This window comes from Pseudomonas sp. LS2P72 (assembly GCF_054897865.1).
Window position 1 is genome coordinate 452,891 of the sequence record NZ_CM142708.1, and the last position, 25,376, is coordinate 478,266.

Here is a 25,376-nt window from a genome sequence, read left to right on the forward strand (position 1 = left end):
GCATGGCAACGGTAATGAAGAAGGTCGATGCAGTGATCGTCGGTTTTGGCTGGACGGGCGCGATCATGGCCAAGGAGCTGACAGAGGCCGGCCTGAATGTGCTGGCGCTGGAGCGCGGGCCGATGCAGGACACTTACCCCGACGGCAACTATCCCCAGGTGATCGACGAACTCACCTACAGCGTGCGGAAAAAACTCTTCCAGGACATTTCCAAAGAGACCGTGACCATTCGCCATAGCGTGAATGACATCGCGCTGCCGAACCGCCAACTGGGCGCCTTCCTGCCCGGCAATGGAGTCGGCGGCGCCGGTTTGCACTGGTCCGGCGTGCACTTTCGGGTCGACCCGATCGAGTTGCGCATGCGCAGCCACTACGAAGAACGCTACGGCAAAAGCTTCATCCCCAAGGACATGACCATCCAGGACTTCGGTGTCAGCTATGAAGAGCTGGAACCGTTTTTCGATTACGCCGAGAAAGTCTTCGGCACGTCGGGGCAGGCGTGGACGGTGAAGGGTCAGCTGGTCGGCGAAGGCAAGGGCGGTAACCCGTACGCGCCGGACCGTTCGAATCATTTCCCGCTGGAATCGCAGAAGAACACTGTTTCCGCACAGCTGTTTCAGAAAGCGGCCACCGCAGTGGGTTACAACCCCTACAACCTGCCCTCGGCCAATACGTCAGGCCCCTACACCAACCCTTACGGCGCACAGATGGGCCCGTGCAACTTCTGCGGTTTTTGCAGCGGCTATGTCTGCTACATGTATTCCAAGGCATCGCCGAACGTAAACATTCTGCCAGCGCTCAAACCGCTGCCCAATTTCGAGTTGCGGCCCAACTCCCACGTACTGCGGGTCAATCTCGACAGCACCAAGAGCAAGGCGACAGGCGTGACCTACATCGACGGCCAGGGCCGGGAAATCGAGCAGCCGGCAGATCTGGTGATCCTCGGTGCCTTCCAGTTCCACAATGTGCGACTGATGTTGCTTTCGGGTATCGGCAAGCCGTACGACCCGATCAGCGGCGAAGGCGTGGTCGGCAAGAACTTCGCCTACCAGAACATGGCCACCATCAAGGCCTACTTCGACAAAGACACCCACACCAATAACTTTATTGGTGCCGGCGGTAACGGCGTGGCGGTGGATGACTTTAACGCCGACAACTTCGATCACGGGCCCCATGGCTTCGTCGGCGGCTCGCCGATGTGGGTCAACCAGGCAGGCAGCCGACCGATCGCAGGCACCTCCAACCCGCCGGGCACCCCGGCCTGGGGCAGTGCCTGGAAACGTGCCACCGCCGATTACTACACCCATCAAGTGTCGATGGATGCCCACGGCGCGCATCAATCCTACCGCGGTAATTACCTCGATCTGGACCCGGTGTACCGCGATGCCTACGGCTTGCCACTGTTGCGGATGACCTTCGACTGGCAGGAAAACGACATCAAGATGAACCGCTTCATGGTCGAGAAAATGGGCAAGATCGCCGAAGCGATGAGCCCCAAGGCCATCGCCGTGCTGGGCAAGAAGGTTGGCGATCACTTCAACACCGCGTCTTACCAGACCACCCACCTTAACGGTGGCGCGATCATGGGCACCGACCCGAAAACCAGCGCTCTGAACCGTTACTTGCAGAGCTGGGACGTACACAACGTTTTCGTCCCGGGAGCGTCAGCTTTCCCACAAGGCCTGGGCTACAACCCTACCGGCCTGGTGGCAGCGTTGACCTACTGGTCTGCCCGGGCGATCCGCGAGCAGTACCTGAAAAACCCCGGCCCGCTGGTTCAGGCTTAAGGAGCGATAACCATGAAAGCACTTGTTATCGCGACCCTGGCGCTGCTCGGTTGCGGCTCGATCAACGCCGCTGAAATCGATCAAAACCTGATCAAACAAGGCGAGTACCTCGCCCGCGCGGGTGACTGCGTGGCCTGCCACACCGCCAAGGACGGCAAGCCGTTCGCCGGTGGTTTGCCGATGGAAACGCCGATCGGGACGATCTATTCCACCAATATCACGCCGGATAAAACCGGGCTGGGCGACTACAGCTTTGAGGATTTCGACAAAGCAGTCCGGCATGGCGTCGCCAAAAACGGTAGTACGTTGTACCCGGCCATGCCGTATCCGTCCTACGCCAGTGTCAACGGGGCCGACATGAACGCCTTGTACGCGTACTTCATGCACGGCGTGGCGCCTGTCGCTCAGGAGAACAAGGCCAGCGATATTCCCTGGCCATTGAGCATGCGCTGGCCGCTTGCGGGCTGGCGCTTGATGTTCGCCCCGGCCGTGGCGGACTACAAAGCGGCACCCGGTGAAGATGCGGTGGTCAGTCGTGGGGCTTATCTGGTGGAAGGACTCGGACATTGCGGCGCGTGCCACACGCCACGTGCCCTGACCATGCAGGAAAAAGCCCTGAGTGCCGGTGAAGGCAGTGCATTTCTGTCAGGCAGTGCGCCGCTTGAAGGCTGGATCGCGAAAAGTCTGCGCGGCGATCACAAAGACGGCCTCGGCAGCTGGAACGAAGAACAACTGGTGCAGTTCCTCAAGACCGGTCGCAGTGATCGCAGCGCGGTGTTTGGTGGCATGAGTGATGTGGTGACACACAGCATGCAATACATGACCGACAACGATCTGACCGCGATTGCCCGTTACCTCAAGTCCTTGCCGGCGAATGATCCCGACGATCAGCCGCACCAGTACGACAAACAGGTCGCACAGGCGCTGTGGAACGGGGACGACAGCAAGCCCGGCGCTTCGGTGTACATCGACAACTGCGCGGCCTGTCACCGTACCGATGGCCATGGCTACACCAAAGTGTTCCCGGCACTGGCGGGCAACCCGGTGTTGCAGTCGGAGGATCCGACATCGCTGATTCACATCGTACTCAAGGGCGGTACGCTGCCTGCGACTCACACGGCCCCTTCGACCTTTACCATGCCGGGATTCGCCTGGCGCTTGTCGGATCAGGAAGTAGCGGATGTGGTGAGTTTCATTGCCACTAGTTGGGGGAATGAAGGGGCCACTGTTAAAGCCAATGATGTAATGGCGTTAAGGGAAGACGATATGAAAACGACTTCAAATGATGACATCGGCCAAGCGACGACTCATTAAATAAATAAAAAAGCGGCATGGAAACTCCATACCGCTTTTTAGGTTTAGTTACAACTTACCGTGTATTTAATAGTTACCGACCGCATGCATTCAATCGAGATTACGGATTGACGATCTTCGAATAGGCACTCGCCAAGGCCAGCAGGACGGCCTTGTCTTGTGCGTCGATGTCACCATCACCGTCCACATCAGCACGGGCGGCCCCCATGGTGAACGTCATGCCGCCATCGTTCGATACGGCCTCGCGGGTGCTCGTATCCAGCAGAGCGTAAGTGACCGCACGGTTTTCCGGATCGTAACCCTCTTCCTCTAGTGCAAACTGCATGGAAACCCGGACTTCTTTTGGACTAACAACAGACGCTCGCATCAGTTGCAAAAAAACACCACGCTGATTGTAATTCGACATTGATTAATTCCATTTAATAGTTGAACACGACAACTTCGTGTGCAACGGATATTACTGATATCTCACAACCCCGCTACTCGTTATATGTATCTCATAGTGACGAATATTCAACCTGACCGTAAAACAAACAGCGAAGTTGTTCTACGAATGATCAAGCGCCGAACGGCACTGGTCGATTCCGCCGAGCCCCTGTACTGTATGAATATACAGCTAAAGGACCTTCTCGATGCCTACTCCCTTGCCACCTCGCGGTCGCGGCACCGCAACCAACCCGCACAACCGTTTCGCGCCGAATCGCTCGGTGGCCGAGGATGACGGCTGGTATCAGGAAGCGCCGATCACCCAAGGCACCGAGGTGCGCATCGAAACGGCGAAAACCATCATCACTCGCAACAACTCGCCGGACTTGCCCTTTGATCGTTCGATCAATCCCTATCGCGGCTGCGAGCACGGCTGCATCTATTGCTACGCGCGTCCCAGCCACGCTTATTGGGACATGTCGCCTGGGTTGGACTTCGAAACCAAACTGATCGCCAAGACTAACGCCGCCGATGTGCTGGAAGAACAACTGTCCAAGCGCGGCTATCAATGTGCGCCGATCAATCTGGGTTCCAATACGGACCCTTATCAACCGATCGAACGCGAACACAAAATTACCCGCAAAACCCTCGAAGTGCTGCTGCGCTATCGCCATCCCGTGACCATTATTACCAAGGGCTCGCTGATTCTTCGGGATCTGGACCTGCTGGTCGAACTCGCCGAGCAAAGGCTCGTGGCGGTGATGGTCAGCCTCACCACCCTGGACGACGAGCTCAAACGCATCCTCGAACCGCGCGCTGCTGCACCCAAGGCTCGGTTGCGGGCGATCCGCGTGATGCGTGAAGCGGGAATTCCGGTGGGCGTTCTGTGCTCGCCGATGATTCCGATGATCAACGACAGCGAACTCGAAAGCCTGCTCACCGAAGCGCATGCCGCGGGGGCGCAAAGTGCGGCCTACATGATGCTGCGCTTGCCACTGGAAGTTGCACCGCTGTTCGGAGAATGGCTGGCGGCCCACTATCCTCAGCGTGCCGCTCATGTGTTGAGCCTGATTCGTCAGAGCCGTGGTGGCGAGCTCTACGACAGTCGCTTCGGTGCCAGGATGCGTGGCGAAGGGCCGTTTGCCGATCTGCTGGCGCAACGTTTTACCAAAACCATCAAACGCCTGGGGCTCAATCGTCGGGAAGGTTTCAATCTGGACTGCGAAGCCTTCTGTCCGCCGGGTCGCCAGATGTCGTTGATTTGAAGACAATTGGCCTATGGTTGAGTAAGGTGAAATGCACTTTGCCACTACGCCGGTCACACTTTTTGTGACCTGTAACACACGTTCTAGAGCCTTTTATTCAGTTTGAGTTAAGTTTCGGCCGCTACCTTGTTCATCGAGTGACTGATAGGTCGAGATTCTCGGCCTGGATGTTTTTTAAACAGCCACTGGCTTCACACCGGACAAAACGGGAAAATTCCCTGACTCCGCCAAAGAGGATGAATCATGAGTGACAAGGATAAACAGCCGTTGGCTGCGTCGGCTTCAGCCCAACCGGAGGCGGAAACCGCCGATGCAGCGCTGCAGCATATCGTTGACGGTTTTTTGCATTTTCATCACGAGGTTTTTCCACAGCAGGAAGAACTCTTCAAAAAACTCGCCACGGCCCAGAGCCCCAGAGCGATGTTCATCGCCTGCGCCGATTCGCGCATCGTTCCTGAGCTGATCACCCAAAGCGCCCCCGGCGACCTGTTCGTCACCCGTAACGTCGGCAACGTTGTGCCGCCTTATGGGCAAATGAACGGCGGTGTTTCCACGGCAATCGAATACGCCGTTCTGGCCCTCGGCGTGCAACACATCATCATCTGTGGGCACTCTGACTGTGGCGCGATGCGCGCAGTGCTCAACCCGCAAAGCCTGGAAAAAATGCCAACGGTCAAAGCCTGGTTGCGTCATGCCGAAGTGGCAAAAACCATGGTCCAGGACAACTGCCATTGCGCTGACGAAAACGAAAGCATGCACGTCCTCACCGAGGAGAATGTGATCGCCCAGCTGCAACATTTGCGCACGCACCCGTCGGTTGCCTCGCGCATGGCCAACGGTCAGTTGTTTATCCATGGTTGGATCTACAACATCGAAACCAGCGAAATCAGAGCTTACGACGCGGACAAGGGTTGTTTCCTGCCGCTCGATGGCAGCCATCCGATCCCGGTGGCGACGCCCAAAGCGCGCTTCTAAATCCTAGTGTCCTGTCTCACAAATACGTTCTTTTTTGACGAGTGACTGTTGTCGTCAGGCAAGGCGCCGCGACGAGTCATAGCCCGCTATGGCGAGGAGCGGCAACGCAGCATGACGGCAACAGGCGCCGTCAAAAATGAACAGTATTTGCGAGACAGGACACCCGATCATTGTGTGGTTTAGCCGAGGCTGCTGATCAAGCAGCCCGGCTTCGCCACGCCTGAAGAAAACTTCGGGAGAGTCACCATGCGTGCTGCTCAACTTAAAGCTGTTCTGCCACGGGAGTTGCTGGCCTCCGTGGTTGTGTTTCTCGTCGCCCTGCCCTTGTGCATGGGCATCGCCATCGCCTCGGGGCTGCCGCCGTCCAAAGGCTTGATCACCGGGATCATCGGTGGCCTGGTGGTGGGCTGGCTTGCCGGTTCGCCATTGCAAGTCAGCGGCCCGGCGGCCGGTTTGGCTGTTCTGGTGTTCGAACTGGTACGCCAACACGGCATCGACATGCTCGGGCCTATCCTGCTGCTGGCCGGTTTTCTGCAACTGGTGGCCGGGCGTTTGAAGCTGGGCTGCTGGTTTCGGGTCACGGCGCCGGCCGTGGTGTACGGCATGCTCGCCGGGATTGGCGTGCTGATCGTGTTGTCACAGGTGCATGTGATGCTCGACGCCGTGCCCAAGCCTTCCGGGCTGGATAACCTGGCAGCCTTCCCGGCTGCCGTCGTGCAGGCCTTGCCGTCCTTGGGTTGGCAAGCCGGTTTGCTCGGGTTGTCGACGATTGCTGTGATGTGGTTGTGGGAGAAATTCCGCCCCCATTCCCTGCGCTTCATTCCTGGCGCACTGCTGGGTGTAGGCCTGACGACCGTTGCCAGTCTGGTGCTCGCCTTGCAGGTCAAACGAGTGGAAGTCCCGGCCAACCTGGCGGAAGCCATCGACTGGCTGAAACCCGCAGATTTGCTCAACCTGGCTGACCCGACCCTGCTCATTGCCGCATTTGCCGTGGCGTTTATCGCCAGCGCCGAAACCCTGCTCTCGGCCGCCGCGGTCGACCGCATGCACAGTGGCCAGCGCTCGGACTTCGACCGGGAATTGTCGGCTCAAGGCGTCGGCAACATGCTCTGCGGTTTACTTGGCGCGCTGCCGATGACCGGCGTGATCGTGCGCAGTTCGGCCAACGTCCAGGCCGGCGCCACCACGCGACTGTCGTCGATCTTCCATGGCCTGTGGCTGCTGGCTTTCGTGTTGCTGCTGTCCAGCGTGCTGCAAAGCATCCCGGTGGCGAGCCTGGCGGGCGTTCTGGTTTACACCGGCTTCAAACTGGTCGACCTCAAGGCCTTCCGTGGTCTGGGCCGTTATGGCCGAATGCCGATGTTCACCTACGCGGCGACCGCCCTGGCAATCATCTTCACCGACCTGCTGACCGGCGTGCTGATCGGCTTCGGCCTGACCCTGGCCAAACTGGCCTGGAAGGCTTCGCGACTGAAAATCAGCCTGATCGATCTGCCCCAGGACGGCGAAATGGAGCTGCGATTGATAGGTGCAGCAACCTTTCTCAAAGTGCCGGCGCTGACCCAGGTGCTGGGGACCATTCCAGCAGGCGCGACGGTACATGTGCCGCTCAATAACCTGAGCTACATCGATCACTCGTGTCTGGAATTGCTGGAGGAATGGGGACGGGCCAATGCGGCCAAGGGATCAAAACTGTTGATTGAAGCGCGGGGGTTGAAACGCAGGCTGGAAGGACGATTGCGGACCACAAGCGGAGTAGGTTCGGCTGCATAGAAAACATTGTGGGAGCGAGCCTGCTCGCGATAGCGGTGTGTCAATCAACATCAATGTTGAATGAACAATTGCCATCGCGAGCAGGCTCGCTCCTACAGGGGAATTGTGTTGATCAATGGATCAAGCCGCTGGCTGATCCAGCTCCAGGCCTACGCCCAGCTGGCGTGACAGGCACGGCCAGCGCTTCCACGCAGCGCCGGTGTCCGGGCTGTTGAGTTTCTCGCGGTAGGCCTCAACGGACTCCAGCGCGAAACTGTCTTCATTGAGCATCTCGTCCACGGCGTGATGCACCGCCTCATCCAGTTGATTGGCGAACTCCTCGCCGATCAGTTGGTGGGCAATCAGGTTGGCAACAGTCATGTCCAAGGGGATCAATGGCTGGCCAAAATGCTTGATGTACAGGTCATTGACCTCTTCGACCAGGCGGTGCGCCAGATAGGCTTCGTCCAGCAGACTGTCCAGACCAACGTGACCGGCCATGATCGCCGGCGGCTGGAGAAAGAACTGCTCGGCGATTTTCAGCACCGGTTTGATCTGTGATTCGATACCCGCTTCCCTGGCGACTTCATTGGCTGCGTCCAGCAGGTCCGGCACTTGCTCTATATACGCGGCCACAAAACGCGTCATCACGCCGTTGGCGTCGACCTCCGGCAATTGGATGGCGGAGTGAAGGTGTGGCAGTTGTGTTTCCAACTGACGAGTCAGCAAGCCGGTCTCGGCTTCGTGTTGTTGGGCTTTTTGGATCTGCTCGCGCAATGCGGCGGTGTTCATGAAAACTCCAGGGAACAAAGGCAATGAAATAGGGAAGACATAACTTAGCTGGCATACGAAAAATGCTAAGACGCATTTGTCATAATTATTTCATCCTTGAGACATCAAAGTTATATCGGTTTGCCACCACTCGCCTGCATCCTTCTCCATTCGTGCCCTGGAACGCAAGTCCCACCTGTTTCAGATGATTTACGCCCTCACATTGCGAGGTGGCAGTCGCTGTCTATACTCGGGTGGGAATGGAGTTAGCTGATGACGCCCGACTGCACACGCAGCAAGGCTCGGCGATTCAAGTTCGTAGTCTGAAAAAGCCGCTCCCTTGCCGCAGGTGAAAGCCGGCGGGATAAAAAGAACGATAAGGGGAACCCGCAATGATGCGACATCCACACGTCTGGATGGGCCTCCTGTTGTGGTCGATTTTCAGTCCGGCACACGCCGAATGGGCTGTGAATATGGCGCCGGGAGCGACTGAAATCAGTCACGCAGTATTTGACCTGCACATGACCATTTTCTGGATCTGTGTAGTGATCGGCATCATCGTCTTCGGCGCCATGTTCTGGTCGATGATTCTCCACCGCCGCTCGACCGGGCAGGTGGCCGCAAAATTTCATGAAAGCACCACCGTTGAAATCCTCTGGACCATCGTGCCCTTCCTGATCCTGGTGGCCATGGCGGTCCCTGCGACTGCAACCCTGATCAAGATGTACGACGCCAGTGAGCCGGATATCGATATCCAGGTCACCGGCTATCAGTGGAAGTGGCACTACAAATACCTGGGCCAGGACGTTGAGTTCTTCAGCAACCTGACCACGCCCGCCGATCAGATCAACAACAAGGAAGCGAAGACCGAGCACTACTTGCTTGAGGTCGATAAACCTTTGGTGCTGCCGATCGGCGCCAAGGTGCGCTTCCTGGTGACCTCCGCCGACGTCATCCACTCCTGGTGGGTGCCGGCCTTTGCGGTCAAGCGCGATGCGATCCCGGGGTTCGTCAACGAAGCCTGGACCCGCGTCGACAAGCCGGGCATTTACCGTGGCCAGTGTGCCGAGTTGTGCGGCAAGGATCACGGCTTCATGCCGATCGTGGTCGAGGTCAAGGAAAAGGCCGATTACGAAAAATGGCTGGCCGAGCGCAAGGCTGAAGCCCTGCAGCTCAAAGAGCTGAGCAGCAAGGAATGGACCCTCGACGAACTCAAGGAGCGCGGCGACAAGGTCTATCAAACCACCTGCGTGGCCTGTCACCAGGCCGAAGGTCAGGGCTTGCCGCCGATGTTCCCGGCACTCAAGGGTTCGAAAATCGCCACCGGCCCGATCAAGGATCACCTGAACATCGTCTTCCACGGCAAGCCTGGCACCTCAATGGCGGCATTCGGCAAGCAGCTCTCGGAAGTCGATATCGCAGCGGTCGTGACCTACGAACGTAACGCCTGGGGCAACAACAAGGGCGACATGGTCACCCCTAAAGAAGTGCTGGAGCTGAAACAGGCGGAAAGCAAATGACCCGGTCTATTGCGCACGTAAGGAACCCGTCGGGGCATCGCGCCCCGGCCTGCCCAGCCCATCTGTTTGCAGGAGACAGGACATGACTGCTGTCGTCGATGACCATGTTCATACCGGCACCGCCCACGCCCACGGCCCCGCCAAAGGCCTGATGCGCTGGGTGCTGACCACCAACCACAAGGATATCGGCACGCTGTACCTGTGGTTCGCGTTCTCCATGTTCTTGCTCGGCGGCTCGTTTGCGATGGTGATTCGTGCCGAGCTGTTCCAGCCGGGACTGCAAATCGTCCAGCCGGAGTTCTTCAACCAGATGACCACCATGCACGGTCTGGTGATGGTGTTCGGTGCGGTGATGCCGGCGTTCGTCGGCCTCGCCAACTGGATGATCCCGTTGATGATCGGCGCGCCGGACATGGCCTTGCCACGGATGAACAACTTCAGCTTCTGGCTATTGCCGGCGGCGTTCATTCTGCTGGTATCGACCCTGTTCACCCCCGGCGGTGGACCGAACTTCGGCTGGACGTTCTACGCCCCGCTGTCGACGACTTACGCGCCGGAAAGCGTGACGTTCTTCATCTTCGCCATCCACTTGATGGGGATCAGTTCGATCATGGGCGCGATCAACGTGATCGCCACCATCCTCAACCTGCGCGCCCCCGGCATGACGCTGATGAAAATGCCACTGTTCGTCTGGACCTGGCTGATTACCGCGTTCCTTCTGATCGCGGTGATGCCGGTACTGGCCGGCTGCGTGACGATGATGCTGATGGACATCCACTTCGGCACCAGCTTCTTCAGTGCCGCCGGTGGCGGTGACCCGGTGTTGTTCCAGCACGTGTTCTGGTTCTTCGGTCACCCCGAGGTGTACATCATGATCCTGCCGGCCTTCGGTGCCGTCAGCTCGATCATTCCGGCCTTCTCACGCAAGCCGCTGTTCGGCTACACCTCGATGGTCTATGCGACGGCGAGTATCGCGTTCCTGTCGTTCATCGTCTGGGCGCACCACATGTTCGTGGTCGGCATTCCGTTGGTGGGCGAGTTGTTCTTCATGTACGCCACGTTGCTGATCGCGGTGCCGACCGGAGTGAAGGTGTTCAACTGGGCCAGCACCATGTGGCAAGGCTCGCTGACTTTCGAGACACCGATGCTGTTTGCGGTGGCGTTCGTGATCCTGTTTTCCATCGGCGGGTTCTCCGGGTTGATGCTGGCCATCGCCCCGGCGGACTTCCAGTACCAGGACACCTACTTTGTGGTCGCGCACTTCCACTACGTACTGGTACCGGGGGCGATCTTCGGGATCTTCGCCTCGGCCTACTACTGGCTGCCGAAATGGACCGGCCACATGTACGACGAAACCCTCGGCAAGCTGCACTTCTGGCTCTCGTTCATCGGCATGAACATGGCGTTCTTCCCGATGCACTTCGTGGGGCTGGCGGGCATGCCGCGGCGGATTCCCGACTACAGCCTGCAATTCGCCGACTTCAACATGGTGTCGTCGATCGGCGCGTTCATGTTCGGCGCCACGCAGATCTTCTTCCTGTTCATCGTGATCAAGACCATCCGCGGCGGCGAGCCAGCACCGGCCAAACCGTGGGATGGGGCTGAGGGTCTGGAATGGAGCATCCCGTCACCGGCGCCGTATCACACCTTCACTACGCCGCCGGAAGTGAAATGAAACGCCTGGCCTTTGTGGGAGTGAGCCTGCTCGCGATGGGTTCGATGCGGTGTGTCAGACACACCGCCATCGCGAGCAGGCTCACTCCCACAGGTTTTTGTGTGGAGGGCTTGCACCGTGGCTGACTCAATTTCGTTGAAGAAGCTGGTCACGCGTCTGCTGTTGGTGGTGGTGGCGATGTTTGTCTTCGGGTTTGCCCTGGTGCCGATCTACGACGTGATGTGCAAGGCGTTCGGCATCAACGGCAAGACCGGCGGGCAGTACGAGGGCGAACAAACGGTCGACACCTCGCGGCAGGTCCGCGTGCAGTTTCTGTCGACCAATTCCGCCGACATGTCCTGGGATTTCTACCCCAAGAGCGATGAGCTGACGGCGAATCCGGGGGCGGTGAACGAGATGATTTTCATCGCCCATAACCCGACCGATCGCCCGATGAGTGCCCAGGCGGTTCCGAGCATCGCGCCCAGCGCGGCGGCGGCGTACTTCCACAAGACCGAATGTTTCTGCTTTACCCAGCAAGTGCTGCAGCCCGGTCAACGGATCGAGATGCCGGTACGTTTCATCGTTGACCGTGACATGCCCAAGGATGTGAAGCACCTGACGCTGTCTTACACGCTGTTCGATATCACCGCCCGACATCCACCGGTGGCTGTAAATACTGGCGGCTGAGCGTGCCCGATAAGGAGAACAATAAATGGCAACTCATGAACATTATTACGTTCCGGCCCAGAGCAAATGGCCGATCATTGCCACGGTCGGCATGTTCGTCACCGTGCTCGGTCTGGCCACCTGGTTCAACGACCTGAAGGCGGCGCGGCCGGAATCCCACGGCCCGCTGATCTTTTTCGTCGGCAGCCTGCTGCTGGCCTACATGCTGTTCGGCTGGTTCGGTACGGTGATCAAGGAAAGCCGCCAGGGGTTGTACAGCGCACAGATGGATCGCTCGTTCCGCTGGGGCATGAGCTGGTTCATCTTCTCGGAGGTGATGTTCTTCATCGCGTTCTTCGGCGCGCTGTTTTATGTGAGAACCATTTCCGGCCCGGCGCTCGGGGGTGAAGGGGCCAAAGGCCTCGCCCACATGCTCTGGCCGACGTTCGAATTCACCTGGCCGTTGCTGAATAACCCGGACCCGAAACTCTTTCCCGCCCCCAAGGATGTCATCAGCCCGTGGGGCCTGCCGCTGCTCAATACCGTGCTGCTGGTGAGTTCCAGCGTCACCGTGACCATCGCCCACCACGCCTTGAAAAAGGGCCATCGCGGCGCACTGAAAATCTGGCTGGCGCTGACCGTATTGCTCGGTTGCGCGTTCCTCGGCTTCCAGGCCGAAGAGTACATCCACGCTTACAAGGAACTGGGCCTGACCCTGGGTTCCGGGATCTACGGCGCGACCTTCTTCATGCTCACCGGCTTCCACGGCGCCCACGTGACCATGGGCACCATCATCCTGTTTGTAATGCTGATGCGGGTCATGCGCGGGCATTTCGATGCCGATCACCAATTCGGATTTGAGGCCGCGAGTTGGTACTGGCACTTCGTGGACGTGGTGTGGATCGGGCTATTCGTTTTCGTCTACGTGCTCTGAGGCTCTGACTTAAAGAGCTACCAGGGCACGTGCGACACCAACTGGCCGCTGAAAAATCCCCAGGCAATCAAGCCGACGGTAATGGCGGCCAGCGCAACACGAACACTCAAGGCAATGACGAGGCGGTTTGAGCTGCTGTCGTCCTTGACCAGAAAAAACAGGCCGCTGAACAGGCTGACAACCGTGGCAATCAGCATCAGGACGATGGCTGCTTTGAGCATGGTGAGACTCCGGGGGGAAAGGCGATGCACTTGAGTATAGCTATCGCGACTAGCGACTTTCTGGCGACGCCATGAAGCGTTTCCGGCCGGGCATCGTGCCGACCCTGGTGGTCGCGATGTTGTTGCCCATGCTGGTGTCACTCGGGTTCTGGCAATTGAGCCGGGGCGCAGAGAAAAGCGCGCTGCTGCAAAGCTACACCGAGCGCCGTGCCGCTGAGCCGATGGCCAGCACCGAGCTGCAACACACCGCAGATCCGGCCTTCCGCCGGGTTCACCTGCACGGCCAGTTCGATGCCGCACACAGCCTGTTGCTGGATAACCGTCAGCGCGACGGCAAGGTTGGCGTCGAACTGCTGCAACCATTTCAGGATCAGGCGACCGGGCTCTGGCTGCTGGTCAATCGCGGCTGGCTGCCGTGGCCGGATCGCCGCACCCCACCGCAATTCACCACACCGGCTCAGGCCTTGAGCCTCGTTGCCTGGGTCTACGTCTCCCCCGGCGCCACTTTCCAGTTGCACGCCGACCCGAACACCACGACCTGGCCGCAACTGATCACCGCGGTCGAACCGGCCAGGCTCTGGACGACGCTGGATCGCGAAGGTTTTGCCTACGAATTACGCGCAGAAAGCGGTCCCGCGACTTACCAGGCTGACTGGCCGGTAGTCGCCATGGGACCGGAAAAACACCTGGCTTATGCCGTGCAGTGGTTCGCCATGTCGATCGCCCTGTTCGGCCTCTATCTCTATCTCGGCTGGCACAACGCAAAGGAGAAACACCATGGGAGCGGCCATGAATCCACCCAGCATGTCTGAGGCGAAAACGCCCGCGAGTCGGCGCAAGGGTCGCTTGCAGTTGCTGCTGATCCTGCTTGGGGTGATCGGTCCGATGATCCTCGCCACCGGCATGTACAAATTGCAGTTCTGGGTGCCGGAAGGTCGCAGCTATCACGGCGAACTGATCGGCAACGGCCAGACCCGCGCCGACCTCGGCGTGCAGGCGCAGGAGGATCGTTGGCAGATACTGGTGACCGCGCCCAAGGATTGCTCGGTGGACTGCCAGCAACTGGTGTACCTGGCGCGGCAGATCCAGATCGGCCTCGGCCGTGATGCCGGGCGCGCCAGTCATGCCTTGGCCGCGGCACAACCGCTGAGCAGCGAATACGACGCCAAGCTGACGCGCGAGTATCCTCAATTGCAGCATTATCCACTGAATTTGACCGACTTCCATAAGACCGCCGGCGACCAGTCAGTGCCACAGCTGTGGATCATCGATCCGCATGGCAATCTGGTGCTGCGCTACGACCCGACGGTGAAGGGTAAGGATCTGCTCAACGACCTGCGCCATTTGCTGAAACTGTCGAACATCGGATAAGGGCATCGTCATGGCCAAACCTGGATTTCGCCTCGCGCTGTTTGCCACCTTGCTGGCACTGATTGTGGTGTTGCTCGGCGCCTACACCCGCCTGACTCACGCCGGGCTCGGTTGCCCGGACTGGCCGGGTTGCTATGGCTTTATCAGCGTGCCGCAAAGCGAAGTTCAATTGGCCCATGCCGAACTGCATTTTCCCGACGCTCCCGTCGAAGCCCATAAGGGCTGGAACGAGATGGTTCACCGCTACTTCGCCGGCGCGCTGGGGCTGCTGATCTCGGTATTGGCCGGCCGCGCATGGGTTCATCGTCGTCACCCGGGGCAGCCAGTGAAGTTGCCGTTGTTTTTGCTGGCAGTGGTGATTGCCCAAGCGGCATTTGGCATGTGGACGGTGACGCTCAAGCTCTGGCCGCAAGTGGTCACCGGGCATTTGCTCGGCGGCTTTGCGACGTTGAGCCTGCTGTTTTTGCTGACGTTGCGATTGTCCGGCGTGTTGCCGGCGCTGACCGTACCACGGCGTTTGCAGTACTGGGCGACCGCCGGGTTGCTGCTGGTGATTCTGCAAATTGCCTTGGGTGGTTGGGTCAGTTCCAACTACGCGGCGGTGGCCTGTATCGACTTCCCGACCTGTCATGGGCAATGGCTGCCGCCCGCGGACTTCGCCAACGGCTTTCACCTGACCCAACACATCGGCCCCAATTACCTCGGCGGGCAACTGGACAGCGATGCCCGTACCGCGATTCATCTGACTCACCGCATCGGCGCTTTGCTGGTGACCCTGGTACTGCTCGGGTTGGCGTGGCAACTGAAAGTCGTCGGCATGACGCGCCTGGCCGGGATGGTGCTGATCGCACTCGCCGCGCAAATCACCCTCGGCATCAGCAATGTGCTGTTTCACCTGCCACTGCCAGTGGCCGTCGCGCATAACGCGGGCGGCGCAGCACTGTTGCTGACGATGGTGCTGGTCAATTATCACGCGCGAACCAGTCTGGTTCGGGTCAAGCAGCAACCCCCTGCACGCTGGCGGTTCAGCCCGCGTAAACACTCAGCCGGGCCCATAACAATAAAAGGAGAGATGCCATGGCGACTCTGATCGGCGCACGTCACAGTCAGGCGATCTGGCGTGACTACCTGGAGCTGACCAAGCCGAAAGTGGTGGTGCTGATGCTCATCACCTCGCTGGTCGGCATGTTCCTCGCGACCCGCGCCGGGGTGCCGTGGACGGTGCTGGTGTTCGGCAATCTGGGGATCGCCTTGTGTGCCGGTGGTGCGGCAGCCGTTAATCATGTGGTGGACCGACGCATCGATGCGGTGATGGCCCGCACGCACAAACGTCCCTTGGCCGAAGGCCGAGTATCGCCAGCGGCCGCGCTGACATTTGCCTTGGTATTGGCGGTGCTTGGGCAAGCCATACTGCTGGCCTTCACCAATCCGCTGACCGCATGGCTGACCCTGGCCTCGCTGCTCGGCTATGCGCTGGTCTACACCGGTTTCCTGAAACGCGCGACGCCGCAAAATATCGTCATCGGCGGACTGGCCGGCGCCGCCCCGCCGCTGCTCGGCTGGACCGCCGCCACCGGCCACGTCAGCGCCGAACCACTGTTGCTGGTGCTGATCATCTTCGCCTGGACCCCGCCGCACTTCTGGGCGCTGGCCATTCACCGCAAAGAGGAATACGCCAAGGCTGACATCCCGATGCTGCCGGTGACCCATGGCGAGCACTACACCAAAGTTCATATCCTGCTTTATACCTTCGCGCTGCTGGCCGTGAGCCTGATGCCGTACGTGATCCACATGAGCGGCGTGCTCTACCTGATTTGCGCGCTGGGACTTGGCGCGAGGTTTCTGCAATGGGCCATCGTGCTGTACCGTGGCACTCGGCCGCACGCGGCGATCAACACGTTCAAGTACTCTATTTATTACTTGTTCCTGCTGTTTATCGCGCTGCTCGTAGACCACTACTTACTGTTGAACCTATGACTCGAACCCAGAAAACCATCTTCATCCTCGTTGCCCTGATCGCGCTGGTCCTGGGCCTGACCATCAACAAAGTGCTGTCCGGAAAAGGCCAGGGAGACCCGACCGCTCTGATCGATGCCGGGATCATTCTGCTACCGCAAAGTCGCAACCTGCCGGCCGTGACAATGACCGACCAGGACGGCAAACCAGTGGCGGTCAACGAGCTGAAAGACAAATGGTCGCTGCTGTTCTTCGGCTACACCTTCTGCCCGGACATCTGCCCGACCACCCTCGCCCAGTTGCGCCAGATCAAAAGCGAACTGCCGCCAGAGGCTGTGGCCAAGTTGCAGATCATTCTGGTCAGCGTCGACCCGAATCGCGACACGCCCCAACAGCTCAAGCAGTACCTGGGCTACTTCGATCCGCAGTTCCAAGGGCTGACGGCTTCGTCGGTGGAAGACATTCAGAAACTGGCTAACGCGGTGAGTATTCCGTTCATTCCGGCGGACACCAGCAAGCCGAACTACACCGTCGACCACAGCGGCAACCTGGCGGTGATCGGACCGGACGGTACGCAGCGAGGGTTCATTCGGGCGCCATTGAACAACGTGAAACTGGTGGCACAGTTGCCGGTGATGCTCAAGCGCGAATAAGTAAACACCGCATAACCCTTGTGGGAGCGAGCCTGCTCGCGATGGGGCCATCACACCTGACATCTAAGTTGACTGACCCACCGCAATCGCGAGCAGGCTCGCTCCCACAGTGGTCCGTATTCCAGGCATAAAAAAACGGGGACGCAATCAATGCGTCCCCGTTTTTTTTATTGCTGTCAGATCAGAACGCCGGCAATACCGCGCCTTTGTACTTCTCGAGGATGAAGGCTTTCACTTCCGGGCTGTGCAGGGCAGCAATCAGCTTCTTCATCGCTTCGGTGTCCTTGTCGTCTGGACGGGCAACGAGGATGTTCACGTAAGGCGAGTCGTTGCCTTCGATGACCAGCGCGTCCTTGGACGGATCAAGCTTGGCTTCCAGCGCGTAGTTGGTGTTGATCAGCGCCAGGTCGACCTGGGTCAGCACGCGCGGGATGGTCGCGGCTTCCAGTTCACGGAACTTCAGGTCCTTGGTGTTCTCGGTGATGTCCTTGATGGTCGCGAGGATGTTGTTCGAATCCTTCAACTTGATCAGGCCAGCCTTCGCCAGCAGCAACAGCGCACGGCCGCCGTTGGTGGCGTCGTTCGGGATAACCACGTTGGCGCCGCCGGGCAACTCGGTCAGTGCTTTGTACTTGCTGGAGTAAGCGCCCAGCGGTTCCAGGTGCACACCGGCAACGGCCACCAGGTTAGTGCCCTTGGCCTTGTTGAATTCATCGAGGTACGGTTGGTGCTGGAAGAAGTTGGCGTCCAGACGTTTCTCGGCCACCTGCACGTTCGGCTGGATGTAGTCGGTGAAGACTTTGACCTTCAGGTCCACGCCTTCTTTGGCCAGGGCCGGCTTCACGAATTCGAGGATTTCTGCGTGAGGAACCGGGGTGGCCGCGACGGTCAGGGTTTCATTGGCCTGAGCAGAGAACGCTGCAACGGCTGCGAACGCGACGAGTAGTTTTTTCATTCAGCTAACTCCTTGTGCGGCGCCGGTCTCCGGCGCCTGCCAGCGAATGGCCGGCTCATGACTTATTGACGTGAACGCTTTATTTTCTGGAAAAATGCACAACCAACTTGTCGCCAACGGTTTGCAGAACCTGAACGATCACCAGCAGCAACATCACCGTCACGACCATCACATCAGGCTGGAAACGCTGGTAACCGAAACGGATCGCCAGGTCGCCCAAACCACCCGCGCCGACCACACCCGCCATCGCCGTGTAGGACACCAGTGTAATGGCTGTCACTGTAATCGCCGCGAAGATGCCCGGGCGGGCTTCCGGCAGCAAGGCATTGGTGATGATCTGCCGTGTCGTCGCGCCCATGGCCTGGGTCGCCTCGATGATGCCGCGATCCACTTCACGCAGGGCGGTTTCCACCAGTCGCGCGAAGAATGGCGTAGCACCCACCACCAGCGGCGGAATCGCACCGGCGACACCGAGGGATGTACCGGTGATCAACACGGTGAACGGAATCATCACAATCAGCAGAATGATGAACGGCAGCGAACGCAGGATGTTCACCATCAGCGACAGCATCGCGTAGACGCCTTTGGCTTCCAGCAACTGACGCGGGCTGCAGAGAAACAACAGCACGCCCAGGGGCAGGCCGAGCAAAACGGTGAACAACAGCGAACCGAAGAGCATCAGAAAGGTATCGCCGGTGGCCAGCCAGATTTCGTACCAGTCGATATTGACGAAGAAACTTGCCAGGACTTCCATTAGCGCAGGACCTCCATGTGAACGTCAGCTGCGGTGAAGCGGGCGAACGCCGCTTCCATGTCGCCACCGGTAACGGCAAGGGTCAACTGCCCGTAGGGCACGTCTTTAATGCGGTCGATACGACCGGCCAGGATGCTGTAGTCCACACCCGTTTCGCGAGCGACGGTGCCCAGTAGCGGTGCGTAGGTCGCTTCGCCCTGGAAGGTCAGACGCACGATGCGGCCGGGCACATGAGCGAAGTCGTCGCGCTGTTCGCTTTCGTCGATCTGCTCGTCTTCTTGCACGAAGCGCTTGGTGGTCGGGTGCTTCGGATGCAGGAACACCTCGGCCACCGAACCTTGCTCGACGATCATGCCAGCGTCCATCACCGCGACCTGATCGCAAACCCGGCGGATCACGTCCATCTCGTGGGTGATCAAGACGATGGTCAGCTTCAGCTCGCGATTGATCTCGGCCAGCAATTGCAGGACCGACGCGGTGGTCTGCGGGTCCAGCGCGCTGGTGGCTTCGTCGCACAGCAGGATTTTCGGCTTGGTCGCCAGGGCGCGGGCAATGCCGACGCGCTGTTTCTGGCCACCGGACAACTGTGCCGGGTACTTCTTGGCGTGGTCGGACAGGCCGACCCGCTTGAGCAATTCGGCCACACGTCGGTCGATCTCGCTGCGCGACAGTTCACCGGCCAGGGTCAGTGGCAGCGCGACGTTGTCGGCCACGGTCTTGGAGGCCAGCAAGTTGAAGTGCTGGAAAATCATCCCGACTTGCTGACGGAAGCGCCGCAGGCTGTTGGCGTCGAGCGCGGTGACTTCTTCGCCGTCGACGAATATCTTGCCGCCACTGGACTCTTCCAGGCGATTGATCAGACGCAGCAGGGTACTTTTTCCCGCACCGGAATGGCCGATCAGACCGAAGACCTGACCGTTCTCAATCGTCAGACTGGTCGGATGCAGCGCGGGAACATCCTTACCGGCGACGCGGTAAGTTTTGTGGACGTTTTGAAACTCGATCACGTAGCGAACCTTGTGGGGCGCGTTGGAAAAGGATCAGCGGTTAGCCGGGCGCGCATTTTAGCCTGTCCGTATAGAGGTTATTAGCATTTATTCCGCATTCAACCTTCCATTTGGCAATAACGCGATCAAAGGTTAGAAAAAAGGAACGGCGCAAATCGTCATCAGTCACTAATTAGGCAACTCGAAAACGCCCTCGGCCCTTGCCAAGGGTATTGCTCAAGAGTCCTGGCTACGGCGGGAATCGCAACGAGGAGTTTTGTCTGATGAGTACTAAAAAGCCTGCCGCAACCAAAAGCGCACTGGCCGGAACCGATACCCCGGACCGCGGTAACACCAATACCAAGCTCGACAGCCTGGAGCAATTTCGCTCCGACGCCACAGAACAGGCCCTGCGTACCAACCAGGGCGTGAAAGTCTCGGACAACCAGAACACGTTGAAAGCCGGCGCCCGCGGGCCATCGTTGCTGGAAGATTTCATCATGCGTGAAAAGATCACGCACTTTGACCATGAACGCATTCCTGAGCGCATCGTCCACGCCCGCGGCACTGGTGCTCACGGCTACTTTCAGAGCTATGAAACCCATTCCGTGCTGACCAAGGCCGGATTCCTGCAAGACCCAAGCAAAAAAACCCCGGTCTTCGTCCGCTTCTCCACGGTGCAGGGCCCTCGCGGGTCGGGCGATACCGTGCGGGACGTACGAGGTTTCGCGGTGAAGTTTTTCACCGACGAAGGCAACTTCGACCTGGTGGGCAACAACATGCCGGTGTTCTTCATTCAGGATGCGATCAAGTTCCCCGACTTCGTGCATGCGGTAAAACCCGAACCGCACAATGAGATACCGACTGGCGGTTCGGCCCATGACACGTTCTGGGACTTCGTCTCCCTGCAACCCGAATCAGCGCACATGGTTATCTGGGCGATGTCCGACCGGGCGATCCCGAAAAGCCTGCGCAGCATGCAAGGCTTCGGCGTACACACTTTCCGCCTGATCAACGCCGAAGGTAAATCGCGCTTCGTCAAGTTCCACTGGCGCCCCACGGCCGGGACCTGTTCGCTGGTGTGGGATGAAGCGCAGAAACTCGCCGGTAAAGACACGGATTTCCACCGTCGCGATCTCTGGGAATCGATCGAAATGGGCGACTACCCGGAGTGGGAACTGGGGGTACAGATCATCGAGGAGGAGAACGAACATAAATTCGACTTCGACATCCTCGACCCGACCAAGCTGATCCCGGAAGAACTGGTGCCGATCACCCCGTTGGGCAAAATGACCCTCAACCGCAACCCCGACAACTTCTTCGCCGAAACCGAACAAGTCGCCTTCTGCCCTGGGCATATCGTGCCGGGGATCGACTTTTCCAACGATCCATTGCTACAAGGTCGACTGTTTTCCTACACCGATACGCAGCTCAGCCGACTTGGCGGGCCGAACTTTCACGAGATCCCGATCAACCGCCCGGTGGCACCGTTCCATAATGGTCAACGGGATGCGCTGCATCGCACCACCATCGACAAGGGTCGCGCGTCCTACGAGCCGAACTCCATTGATAGCGGCTGGCCGAAAGAAACGCCGCCGGCAGCCCAGGATGGTGGCTTTGAAAGTTATCCAGAGCGCATTGACGCCAACAAGATCCGTCAGCGCAGCGAATCCTTCAGCGACCACTTTTCCCAGGCGCGACTGTTTTTCCACAGCATGAGCAAGCACGAGCAGGAGCACATCATCTCGGCTTACAGTTTCGAGCTGGGCAAGGTTGAGCGGGAGTTTATCCGCGCCCGCCAGGTGAATGAGATTCTGGCCAACATCGATCTGGAACTGGCTAAACGCGTGGCGCAGAACCTGGGGTTGCCAGCACCCATAGCCGGGACGGTCGAAGTACCCAATACCACTCCGGACCGCTCGCCGGCCTTGAGTCAGGCCAATTTGCTGCCGGCGAATATCAAAACCCGCAAAGTAGCAATCCTGGCAGCCAATGGCGTCGATGGCGCAGCGATTGATGCCATGAAGACCGCGCTAAAGGCCGAAGGTGCGCACGCCAAACTGCTCGGCCCGACGTCTGCTCCAGTGACCACCGTCGATGGCAAGACGCTGCCGGTCGATGCATCAATGGAAGGCTTGCCTTCGGTGGCGTTCGATGCGGTGTTTGTGCCCGGTGGCGCGGCGTCGATCAATGCGTTGAGCACCGACGGTGTGGCGCTGCATTACCTGTTGGAGGCGTACAAGCACTTGAAGGCAATTGCGCTGCAGGGCGAGGCCAAACAGTTGCTGGATGTGTTGAAACTGGAGGCTGATGCAGGGTTGATCGTGGGGGCGGATGCGGGTGTGATCAAACCGTTTTTTGCCGCGATCGGGCAGCATCGGGTGTGGGACAGGGAGCCTAAGGCCAAGGCGATTCCGGCTTAAGGTTTTGTGTAGATAGAGAGGACGCCATCGCGGGCAAGCCATGCTCCTACAGGTTTTAAGTCGTTCACATAATCAATGAACGTCACCGACCCTGTAGGAGCATGGCTTGCCCGCGATGCTTTTTAAGGCTTGCGAGGGCTCAAAACCATCTGCGCAGGCACGTTGCGCAGAATCTGCTTCTCCAGATTTAGATCAAAATCCGCATCGAGTTTCTTCACCCGCTTTGTCAGCAACGTGGTCAACCAAGGGAAGTCCTGGGTGCGTGGCGCCTGAATGCTCACGTCGCACTGGTAATTCACCACATCGGCGGCGATCGCATCCAGTTGACGACGAAGCTTGGACATATCAGTCAGGTTCAACGCAACCGTGGTGCTTTCAGCCGTCGGATCAATGACCTTGGCCTGTGGCTTGGCTTCAGCAGCCATGAGCGCAGCTTCGGCTCTATCCAGTTCAGCTTTGCGAGCATCAACGATGGCGTTGTTGACCCCACCGGTCAGCGCCGGAGCCTTGGGCATCAACGCCCGGGCGCGGCTCAGCGCAGTCGCAGCGGCATTCACATCGCCTTTTTGCAACACGATCTGGCTGCGGCGCAGATAGGCTTCGGCCAGTTGCCGCTGGTATTGCTCAAGGGATTGATCGTTGGGCGACTCGGCCTGCAAGGCAGCCAGTTGATCTTCGGCAGTCGCCAGTTCGCTGCTGGCCAGGCTTTGTTGCAGCTGTGCGATGGCCGTGGCCCGTGCACCGGTAGCCTCGGTGGCCGGCGGTGGCGTGCTTTGACAAGCGCCCAGTAGCAGCGAAAATGCGACAAGGAGCAGATAACGTGAGGGGAACGGCTTCATTCCTGCGACTCTCTATTTGCGCAAAAAACGAGCAAGTCTACACCCCTCGACGGGGCAGGACAAAACTCAGCAAAAACAGTGCGGCGGCCGTCACAACAATCGATGGGCCCGCCGGGGTGTCCTTGAACCACGACAGCGCCAGCCCGCCACAGACCGCGAGCATACCCAGCAGGCTCGCGCCCAGTGCCATCTGCTCCGGTGAGCGGGCGTGACGTTGTGCCGCAGCCGCCGGGATGATCAGCAAAGACGTAATCAGCAACACACCGACGATTTTCATCGCCACCGCGATCACCACAGCGATCAGCAACATCAGGGTCAAGCGCAACGCCGCCACCGGCAGCCCTTCAACCCTTGCCAACTCTTCATGCACCGTGATTGCCAGCATTGGCCGCCACAACGCCACCAACAAAGCCAGAACGGCCGCGCTGCCGCCGAGTATCCAGGCCAGATCGGTCGGGCTGATCGCCAGCAAGTCGCCGAACAGATAAGCCATCAGGTCGATCCGCACTTCGTGCATGAAGCTTAGTACGACCAGACCCAAAGAGAGCGTGCTCGGTGCGAGAATTCCCAACAGCGTGTCGGACGCCAGCGGTTGGCGCTGTTGCAAGGTCACCAGCAACACCGCCAACAGCAGGCAGCCGACGGTGACCGCAACGGTCGGGCTGACATCCAGCAAAAAACCCAGCGCCACGCCGAGCAGCGCGGCATGCGAAAGGGTGTCGCCGAAATAGGCCATGCGTCGCCAGACCACGAACGAACCCAGCGGGCCCGCGACCAATGCCAGGGCCAGACCTGCAAGCAGGGCGTAGAGCAGAAAATCAGCCATGCTTGCAGCCATCTCCGTGAACGTGGGTAGGGGCCGACGGGGCCGCGCTGACCACCGAGCCATGCAAGTCATGGGCGTGGTCATGATGGTGGTGATAAATCGCCAGGCTTTGTGCGTTCTTTCCGAACAGCTCGACGAAAGCCGGATCACCGCTGACCTGCTCAGGGTGCCCGGAGCAGCAGACGTGACGGTTGAGGCAGACCACCTGGTCGGTGGTGCTCATCACCAGATGCAGGTCGTGGGACACCATCAGCACGCCGCAACCGTGGCGGTCGCGCAATCGTGTGATCAGGCTGTAGAGTTCGGCTTGACCGGCCACATCGACGCCTTGCACAGGTTCGTCGAGCACCAGCAGTTCCGGTTCACGCAGCAATGCCCGGGCCAGCAGCACCCGCTGCATTTCGCCACCGGAAACACTTTGCACCGGGCTGTCGATCACCTGTTCGGCGCCGACTTCCTTGAGTGCCGCCAAGGCCATGGCGCGGTCCACGCCCGGCACCAGACGCAAGAAGCGCAGCACCGACAGCGGCAGCGTCGGATCGACGTGAAGTTTTTGCGGCATGTAACCAACCCGCAGTTTCGGCTTGCGCCACACGCTGCCGCTGTCCGGTTTCAACAGACCGAGTACAGCGCGCACCAGCGTGGTCTTACCGGCGCCGTTAGGGCCGATCAGGGTGACGATCTGCCCCGGTTCGACACTCAGCTCGATGTTATCCAGCACGTTTTGCCCGGCAAAGGTGACGGCAACCTGCTCGAGGCGAATCAGCGCGTTGCTCATCAAACCCCCTGGCAACCCGAGCAGAGGCCGACCACTTCAACGGTCTGGCCCTCGACGACAAATCCGACGTCCTTGGCGCTATTGATGATCGCGTCACTGATGGATTTCTGTTCGAGCTCGATGGCGGCGTGGCATTCGCGGCAAATCAGGAACTGGCCTTGGTGCGCGTGCTCCGGGTGATTACAGCCGACGAAGGCGTTCAAAGAGGAGATGCGGTGCACCAGGCCGTTTTCCAGCAGGAAATCCAGCGCACGGTACACGGTCGGCGGCGCCGCACGGCGGCCGTCCTGCTCGCTGAGCACCGCGAGAATGTCGTAGGCACCCAACGGTTTGTGGCTTTGCCATACCAGTTCCAGCACCCGCCGGCGCAAGGCGGTCAGGCGCAGGCCTTGACGTGCGCACAAGGCATCAGCCTCTGACAATGCGCTATGAACGCAATGAGAGTGGTCGTGGGGACGGCTGGCAATCGGTGTTTTAGGCATGAGCGCGACGAGTTTTGTGAGAGACGTTATTATGTTACCCGTTCTCGCCTCTTCGAGTGGTCATC

At 59.2% G+C, this 25,376-nt stretch carries 25 protein-coding genes; 15 read left to right on the plus strand and 10 right to left on the minus strand.

Annotated features, from left to right (window positions below; all coding sequences use genetic code 11):
• The first annotated feature begins 2 nt into the window (after window positions 1–2).
• A complete protein-coding gene (locus ACYZUA_RS01995) occupies window positions 3–1,787 on the plus strand; it encodes a GMC family oxidoreductase (protein WP_461961879.1) in 1,785 nt (594 codons plus the stop codon).
• Window positions 1,788–1,799: 12 nt separating this feature from the next.
• On the plus strand, window positions 1,800–3,101 hold the full coding sequence (locus tag ACYZUA_RS02000) for a c-type cytochrome (RefSeq protein ID WP_461961880.1): 1,302 nt from the start codon (window positions 1,800–1,802) through the stop codon (window positions 3,099–3,101).
• A 100-nt stretch (window positions 3,102–3,201) separates the two neighbouring features.
• Here the strand turns inward: ACYZUA_RS02000 and ACYZUA_RS02005 are convergent, their stop codons facing one another.
• Entirely contained in the window at window positions 3,202–3,507 is a 306-nt protein-coding gene (locus ACYZUA_RS02005; RefSeq protein WP_461961881.1) for a hypothetical protein, read from the minus strand.
• A gap of 226 nt (window positions 3,508–3,733) precedes the next feature.
• On the opposite strand from ACYZUA_RS02005, the gene ACYZUA_RS02010 reads away from it, so the two are divergent.
• From ACYZUA_RS02010 to ACYZUA_RS02020, 3 genes are all read left to right on the plus strand, one after another.
• Window positions 3,734–4,792 (plus strand): PA0069 family radical SAM protein, encoded by a 1,059-nt coding sequence (locus tag ACYZUA_RS02010; protein WP_461961882.1) that lies wholly within the window; start codon window positions 3,734–3,736, stop codon window positions 4,790–4,792.
• Between the two features lie 243 nt (window positions 4,793–5,035).
• Window positions 5,036–5,767: a carbonic anhydrase gene (locus tag ACYZUA_RS02015; protein WP_347804245.1), complete on the plus strand. Its 732-nt coding sequence runs from the start codon at window positions 5,036–5,038 to the stop codon at window positions 5,765–5,767.
• Window positions 5,768–6,013: 246 nt separating this feature from the next.
• Window positions 6,014–7,540 (plus strand): SulP family inorganic anion transporter, encoded by a 1,527-nt coding sequence (locus tag ACYZUA_RS02020; RefSeq protein WP_461961883.1) that lies wholly within the window; start codon window positions 6,014–6,016, stop codon window positions 7,538–7,540.
• Between the two features lie 120 nt (window positions 7,541–7,660).
• Here the strand turns inward: ACYZUA_RS02020 and ACYZUA_RS02025 are convergent, their stop codons facing one another.
• Window positions 7,661–8,311 carry a hypothetical protein gene (locus ACYZUA_RS02025; protein WP_461961884.1) on the minus strand — a complete coding sequence of 217 codons (651 nt, stop codon included), beginning with the start codon at window positions 8,309–8,311 and terminating at the stop codon, window positions 7,661–7,663.
• A gap of 371 nt (window positions 8,312–8,682) precedes the next feature.
• Between ACYZUA_RS02025 and coxB the strand changes: the two genes are divergently transcribed.
• The 4 genes from coxB (at window position 8,683) to ACYZUA_RS02045 (ending at window position 13,067) form a co-directional block, all read left to right on the plus strand.
• Window positions 8,683–9,810, plus strand: coding sequence for a cytochrome c oxidase subunit II (gene coxB, locus ACYZUA_RS02030; protein WP_461961885.1), 1,128 nt, complete (start codon window positions 8,683–8,685; stop codon window positions 9,808–9,810).
• Window positions 9,811–9,892: 82 nt separating this feature from the next.
• A complete protein-coding gene (gene ctaD, locus ACYZUA_RS02035; RefSeq protein WP_461961886.1) occupies window positions 9,893–11,485 on the plus strand; it encodes a cytochrome c oxidase subunit I in 1,593 nt (530 codons plus the stop codon).
• A gap of 117 nt (window positions 11,486–11,602) precedes the next feature.
• The gene (locus ACYZUA_RS02040) at window positions 11,603–12,154 is read left to right on the plus strand and encodes a cytochrome c oxidase assembly protein (protein ID WP_150765455.1); all 552 of its coding nucleotides are present in this window, start codon (window positions 11,603–11,605) and stop codon (window positions 12,152–12,154) included.
• A gap of 25 nt (window positions 12,155–12,179) precedes the next feature.
• The gene (locus ACYZUA_RS02045) at window positions 12,180–13,067 is read left to right on the plus strand and encodes a cytochrome c oxidase subunit 3 (protein ID WP_461961887.1); all 888 of its coding nucleotides are present in this window, start codon (window positions 12,180–12,182) and stop codon (window positions 13,065–13,067) included.
• 17 nt (window positions 13,068–13,084) lie between these two features.
• On the opposite strand, the gene ACYZUA_RS02050 is transcribed toward ACYZUA_RS02045, so the two are convergent.
• On the minus strand, window positions 13,085–13,288 hold the full coding sequence (locus tag ACYZUA_RS02050; RefSeq protein ID WP_008152470.1) for a twin transmembrane helix small protein: 204 nt from the start codon (window positions 13,286–13,288) through the stop codon (window positions 13,085–13,087).
• Between the two features lie 71 nt (window positions 13,289–13,359).
• On the opposite strand from ACYZUA_RS02050, the gene ACYZUA_RS02055 reads away from it, so the two are divergent.
• The 5 genes from ACYZUA_RS02055 to ACYZUA_RS02075 are packed head-to-tail and all read left to right on the plus strand — an operon-like array spanning window position 13,360 to window position 17,268.
• Complete coding sequence (locus tag ACYZUA_RS02055) at window positions 13,360–14,100, plus strand: SURF1 family protein (protein ID WP_461961888.1); 741 nt, start codon at window positions 13,360–13,362, stop codon at window positions 14,098–14,100.
• A complete protein-coding gene (locus ACYZUA_RS02060; protein WP_461961889.1) occupies window positions 14,066–14,659 on the plus strand; it encodes a hypothetical protein in 594 nt (197 codons plus the stop codon). The genes ACYZUA_RS02055 and ACYZUA_RS02060 overlap by 35 nt, the downstream gene beginning before the upstream one ends.
• A gap of 10 nt (window positions 14,660–14,669) precedes the next feature.
• Window positions 14,670–15,749: a COX15/CtaA family protein gene (locus tag ACYZUA_RS02065; protein WP_461961890.1), complete on the plus strand. Its 1,080-nt coding sequence runs from the start codon at window positions 14,670–14,672 to the stop codon at window positions 15,747–15,749.
• Window positions 15,737–16,636, plus strand: coding sequence for a heme o synthase (cyoE, locus tag ACYZUA_RS02070; protein WP_461961891.1), 900 nt, complete (start codon window positions 15,737–15,739; stop codon window positions 16,634–16,636). The genes ACYZUA_RS02065 and cyoE overlap by 13 nt, the downstream gene beginning before the upstream one ends.
• Window positions 16,633–17,268: an SCO family protein gene (locus ACYZUA_RS02075; protein WP_461961892.1), complete on the plus strand. Its 636-nt coding sequence runs from the start codon at window positions 16,633–16,635 to the stop codon at window positions 17,266–17,268. Before cyoE ends, ACYZUA_RS02075 begins: the two co-directional genes overlap by 4 nt.
• 181 nt (window positions 17,269–17,449) lie before the next feature.
• Here ACYZUA_RS02075 and ACYZUA_RS02080 read toward each other — a convergent pair whose 3' ends face one another.
• The 3 genes from ACYZUA_RS02080 to ACYZUA_RS02090 all read right to left on the minus strand — a co-directional run bounded on the left by ACYZUA_RS02080 (window position 17,450) and on the right by ACYZUA_RS02090 (window position 19,984).
• Window positions 17,450–18,223, minus strand: coding sequence for a MetQ/NlpA family ABC transporter substrate-binding protein (locus ACYZUA_RS02080; RefSeq protein ID WP_461961893.1), 774 nt, complete (start codon window positions 18,221–18,223; stop codon window positions 17,450–17,452).
• 79 nt (window positions 18,224–18,302) lie between these two features.
• A complete protein-coding gene (locus ACYZUA_RS02085; RefSeq protein ID WP_461961894.1) occupies window positions 18,303–18,977 on the minus strand; it encodes a methionine ABC transporter permease in 675 nt (224 codons plus the stop codon).
• Entirely contained in the window at window positions 18,977–19,984 is a 1,008-nt protein-coding gene (locus tag ACYZUA_RS02090) for a methionine ABC transporter ATP-binding protein (RefSeq protein ID WP_461961895.1), read from the minus strand. Before ACYZUA_RS02090 ends, ACYZUA_RS02085 begins: the two co-directional genes overlap by 1 nt.
• Before the next feature lie 263 nt (window positions 19,985–20,247).
• Here ACYZUA_RS02090 and katE point away from each other — a divergent pair, with 263 nt between their 5' ends.
• Window positions 20,248–22,386 carry a catalase HPII gene (katE, locus tag ACYZUA_RS02095; RefSeq protein ID WP_461961896.1) on the plus strand — a complete coding sequence of 713 codons (2,139 nt, stop codon included), beginning with the start codon at window positions 20,248–20,250 and terminating at the stop codon, window positions 22,384–22,386.
• 122 nt (window positions 22,387–22,508) lie between these two features.
• Here katE and ACYZUA_RS02100 read toward each other — a convergent pair whose 3' ends face one another.
• Genes ACYZUA_RS02100 through zur form a run of 4 tightly spaced genes read right to left on the minus strand, consistent with a single transcriptional unit; the run spans window position 22,509 to window position 25,311 of the window.
• Window positions 22,509–23,225, minus strand: coding sequence for a PA5502 family lipoprotein (locus ACYZUA_RS02100; RefSeq protein WP_461961897.1), 717 nt, complete (start codon window positions 23,223–23,225; stop codon window positions 22,509–22,511).
• A 37-nt stretch (window positions 23,226–23,262) separates the two neighbouring features.
• On the minus strand, window positions 23,263–24,051 hold the full coding sequence (gene znuB / locus ACYZUA_RS02105) for a zinc ABC transporter permease subunit ZnuB (RefSeq protein WP_461961898.1): 789 nt from the start codon (window positions 24,049–24,051) through the stop codon (window positions 23,263–23,265).
• On the minus strand, window positions 24,044–24,829 hold the full coding sequence (gene znuC / locus ACYZUA_RS02110; protein ID WP_461961899.1) for a zinc ABC transporter ATP-binding protein ZnuC: 786 nt from the start codon (window positions 24,827–24,829) through the stop codon (window positions 24,044–24,046). The genes znuB and znuC overlap by 8 nt, the downstream gene beginning before the upstream one ends.
• Window positions 24,829–25,311, minus strand: a complete 483-nt coding sequence (zur, locus tag ACYZUA_RS02115; RefSeq protein ID WP_461961900.1) for a zinc uptake transcriptional repressor Zur — start codon at window positions 25,309–25,311, stop codon at window positions 24,829–24,831. Before zur ends, znuC begins: the two co-directional genes overlap by 1 nt.
• Window positions 25,312–25,376: the final 65 nt, after the last annotated feature.

What these genes read in the sequence shown, in the direction of transcription:
- ACYZUA_RS01995 (WP_461961879.1), top strand. Translation starts at nt 3, where the DNA reads ATGGCAACGGTAATGAAGAAGGTCGATGCAGTGATCGTCGGTTTTGGC.
- ACYZUA_RS02000 (WP_461961880.1), top strand. Translation starts at nt 1,800, where the DNA reads ATGAAAGCACTTGTTATCGCGACCCTGGCGCTGCTCGGTTGCGGCTCG.
- ACYZUA_RS02005 (WP_461961881.1), bottom strand. Translation starts at nt 3,507, where the DNA reads ATGTCGAATTACAATCAGCGTGGTGTTTTTTTGCAACTGATGCGAGCG.
- ACYZUA_RS02010 (WP_461961882.1), top strand. Translation starts at nt 3,734, where the DNA reads ATGCCTACTCCCTTGCCACCTCGCGGTCGCGGCACCGCAACCAACCCG.
- ACYZUA_RS02015 (WP_347804245.1), top strand. Translation starts at nt 5,036, where the DNA reads ATGAGTGACAAGGATAAACAGCCGTTGGCTGCGTCGGCTTCAGCCCAA.
- ACYZUA_RS02020 (WP_461961883.1), top strand. Translation starts at nt 6,014, where the DNA reads ATGCGTGCTGCTCAACTTAAAGCTGTTCTGCCACGGGAGTTGCTGGCC.
- ACYZUA_RS02025 (WP_461961884.1), bottom strand. Translation starts at nt 8,311, where the DNA reads ATGAACACCGCCGCATTGCGCGAGCAGATCCAAAAAGCCCAACAACAC.
- coxB (WP_461961885.1), top strand. Translation starts at nt 8,683, where the DNA reads ATGATGCGACATCCACACGTCTGGATGGGCCTCCTGTTGTGGTCGATT.
- ctaD (WP_461961886.1), top strand. Translation starts at nt 9,893, where the DNA reads ATGACTGCTGTCGTCGATGACCATGTTCATACCGGCACCGCCCACGCC.
- ACYZUA_RS02045 (WP_461961887.1), top strand. Translation starts at nt 12,180, where the DNA reads ATGGCAACTCATGAACATTATTACGTTCCGGCCCAGAGCAAATGGCCG.
- ACYZUA_RS02050 (WP_008152470.1), bottom strand. Translation starts at nt 13,288, where the DNA reads ATGCTCAAAGCAGCCATCGTCCTGATGCTGATTGCCACGGTTGTCAGC.
- ACYZUA_RS02055 (WP_461961888.1), top strand. Translation starts at nt 13,360, where the DNA reads ATGAAGCGTTTCCGGCCGGGCATCGTGCCGACCCTGGTGGTCGCGATG.
- ACYZUA_RS02060 (WP_461961889.1), top strand. Translation starts at nt 14,066, where the DNA reads ATGGGAGCGGCCATGAATCCACCCAGCATGTCTGAGGCGAAAACGCCC.
- ACYZUA_RS02065 (WP_461961890.1), top strand. Translation starts at nt 14,670, where the DNA reads ATGGCCAAACCTGGATTTCGCCTCGCGCTGTTTGCCACCTTGCTGGCA.
- cyoE (WP_461961891.1), top strand. Translation starts at nt 15,737, where the DNA reads ATGGCGACTCTGATCGGCGCACGTCACAGTCAGGCGATCTGGCGTGAC.
- ACYZUA_RS02075 (WP_461961892.1), top strand. Translation starts at nt 16,633, where the DNA reads ATGACTCGAACCCAGAAAACCATCTTCATCCTCGTTGCCCTGATCGCG.
- ACYZUA_RS02080 (WP_461961893.1), bottom strand. Translation starts at nt 18,223, where the DNA reads ATGAAAAAACTACTCGTCGCGTTCGCAGCCGTTGCAGCGTTCTCTGCT.
- ACYZUA_RS02085 (WP_461961894.1), bottom strand. Translation starts at nt 18,977, where the DNA reads ATGGAAGTCCTGGCAAGTTTCTTCGTCAATATCGACTGGTACGAAATC.
- katE (WP_461961896.1), top strand. Translation starts at nt 20,248, where the DNA reads ATGAGTACTAAAAAGCCTGCCGCAACCAAAAGCGCACTGGCCGGAACC.
- ACYZUA_RS02100 (WP_461961897.1), bottom strand. Translation starts at nt 23,225, where the DNA reads ATGAAGCCGTTCCCCTCACGTTATCTGCTCCTTGTCGCATTTTCGCTG.
- znuB (WP_461961898.1), bottom strand. Translation starts at nt 24,051, where the DNA reads ATGGCTGATTTTCTGCTCTACGCCCTGCTTGCAGGTCTGGCCCTGGCA.
- znuC (WP_461961899.1), bottom strand. Translation starts at nt 24,829, where the DNA reads ATGAGCAACGCGCTGATTCGCCTCGAGCAGGTTGCCGTCACCTTTGCC.
- zur (WP_461961900.1), bottom strand. Translation starts at nt 25,311, where the DNA reads ATGCCTAAAACACCGATTGCCAGCCGTCCCCACGACCACTCTCATTGC.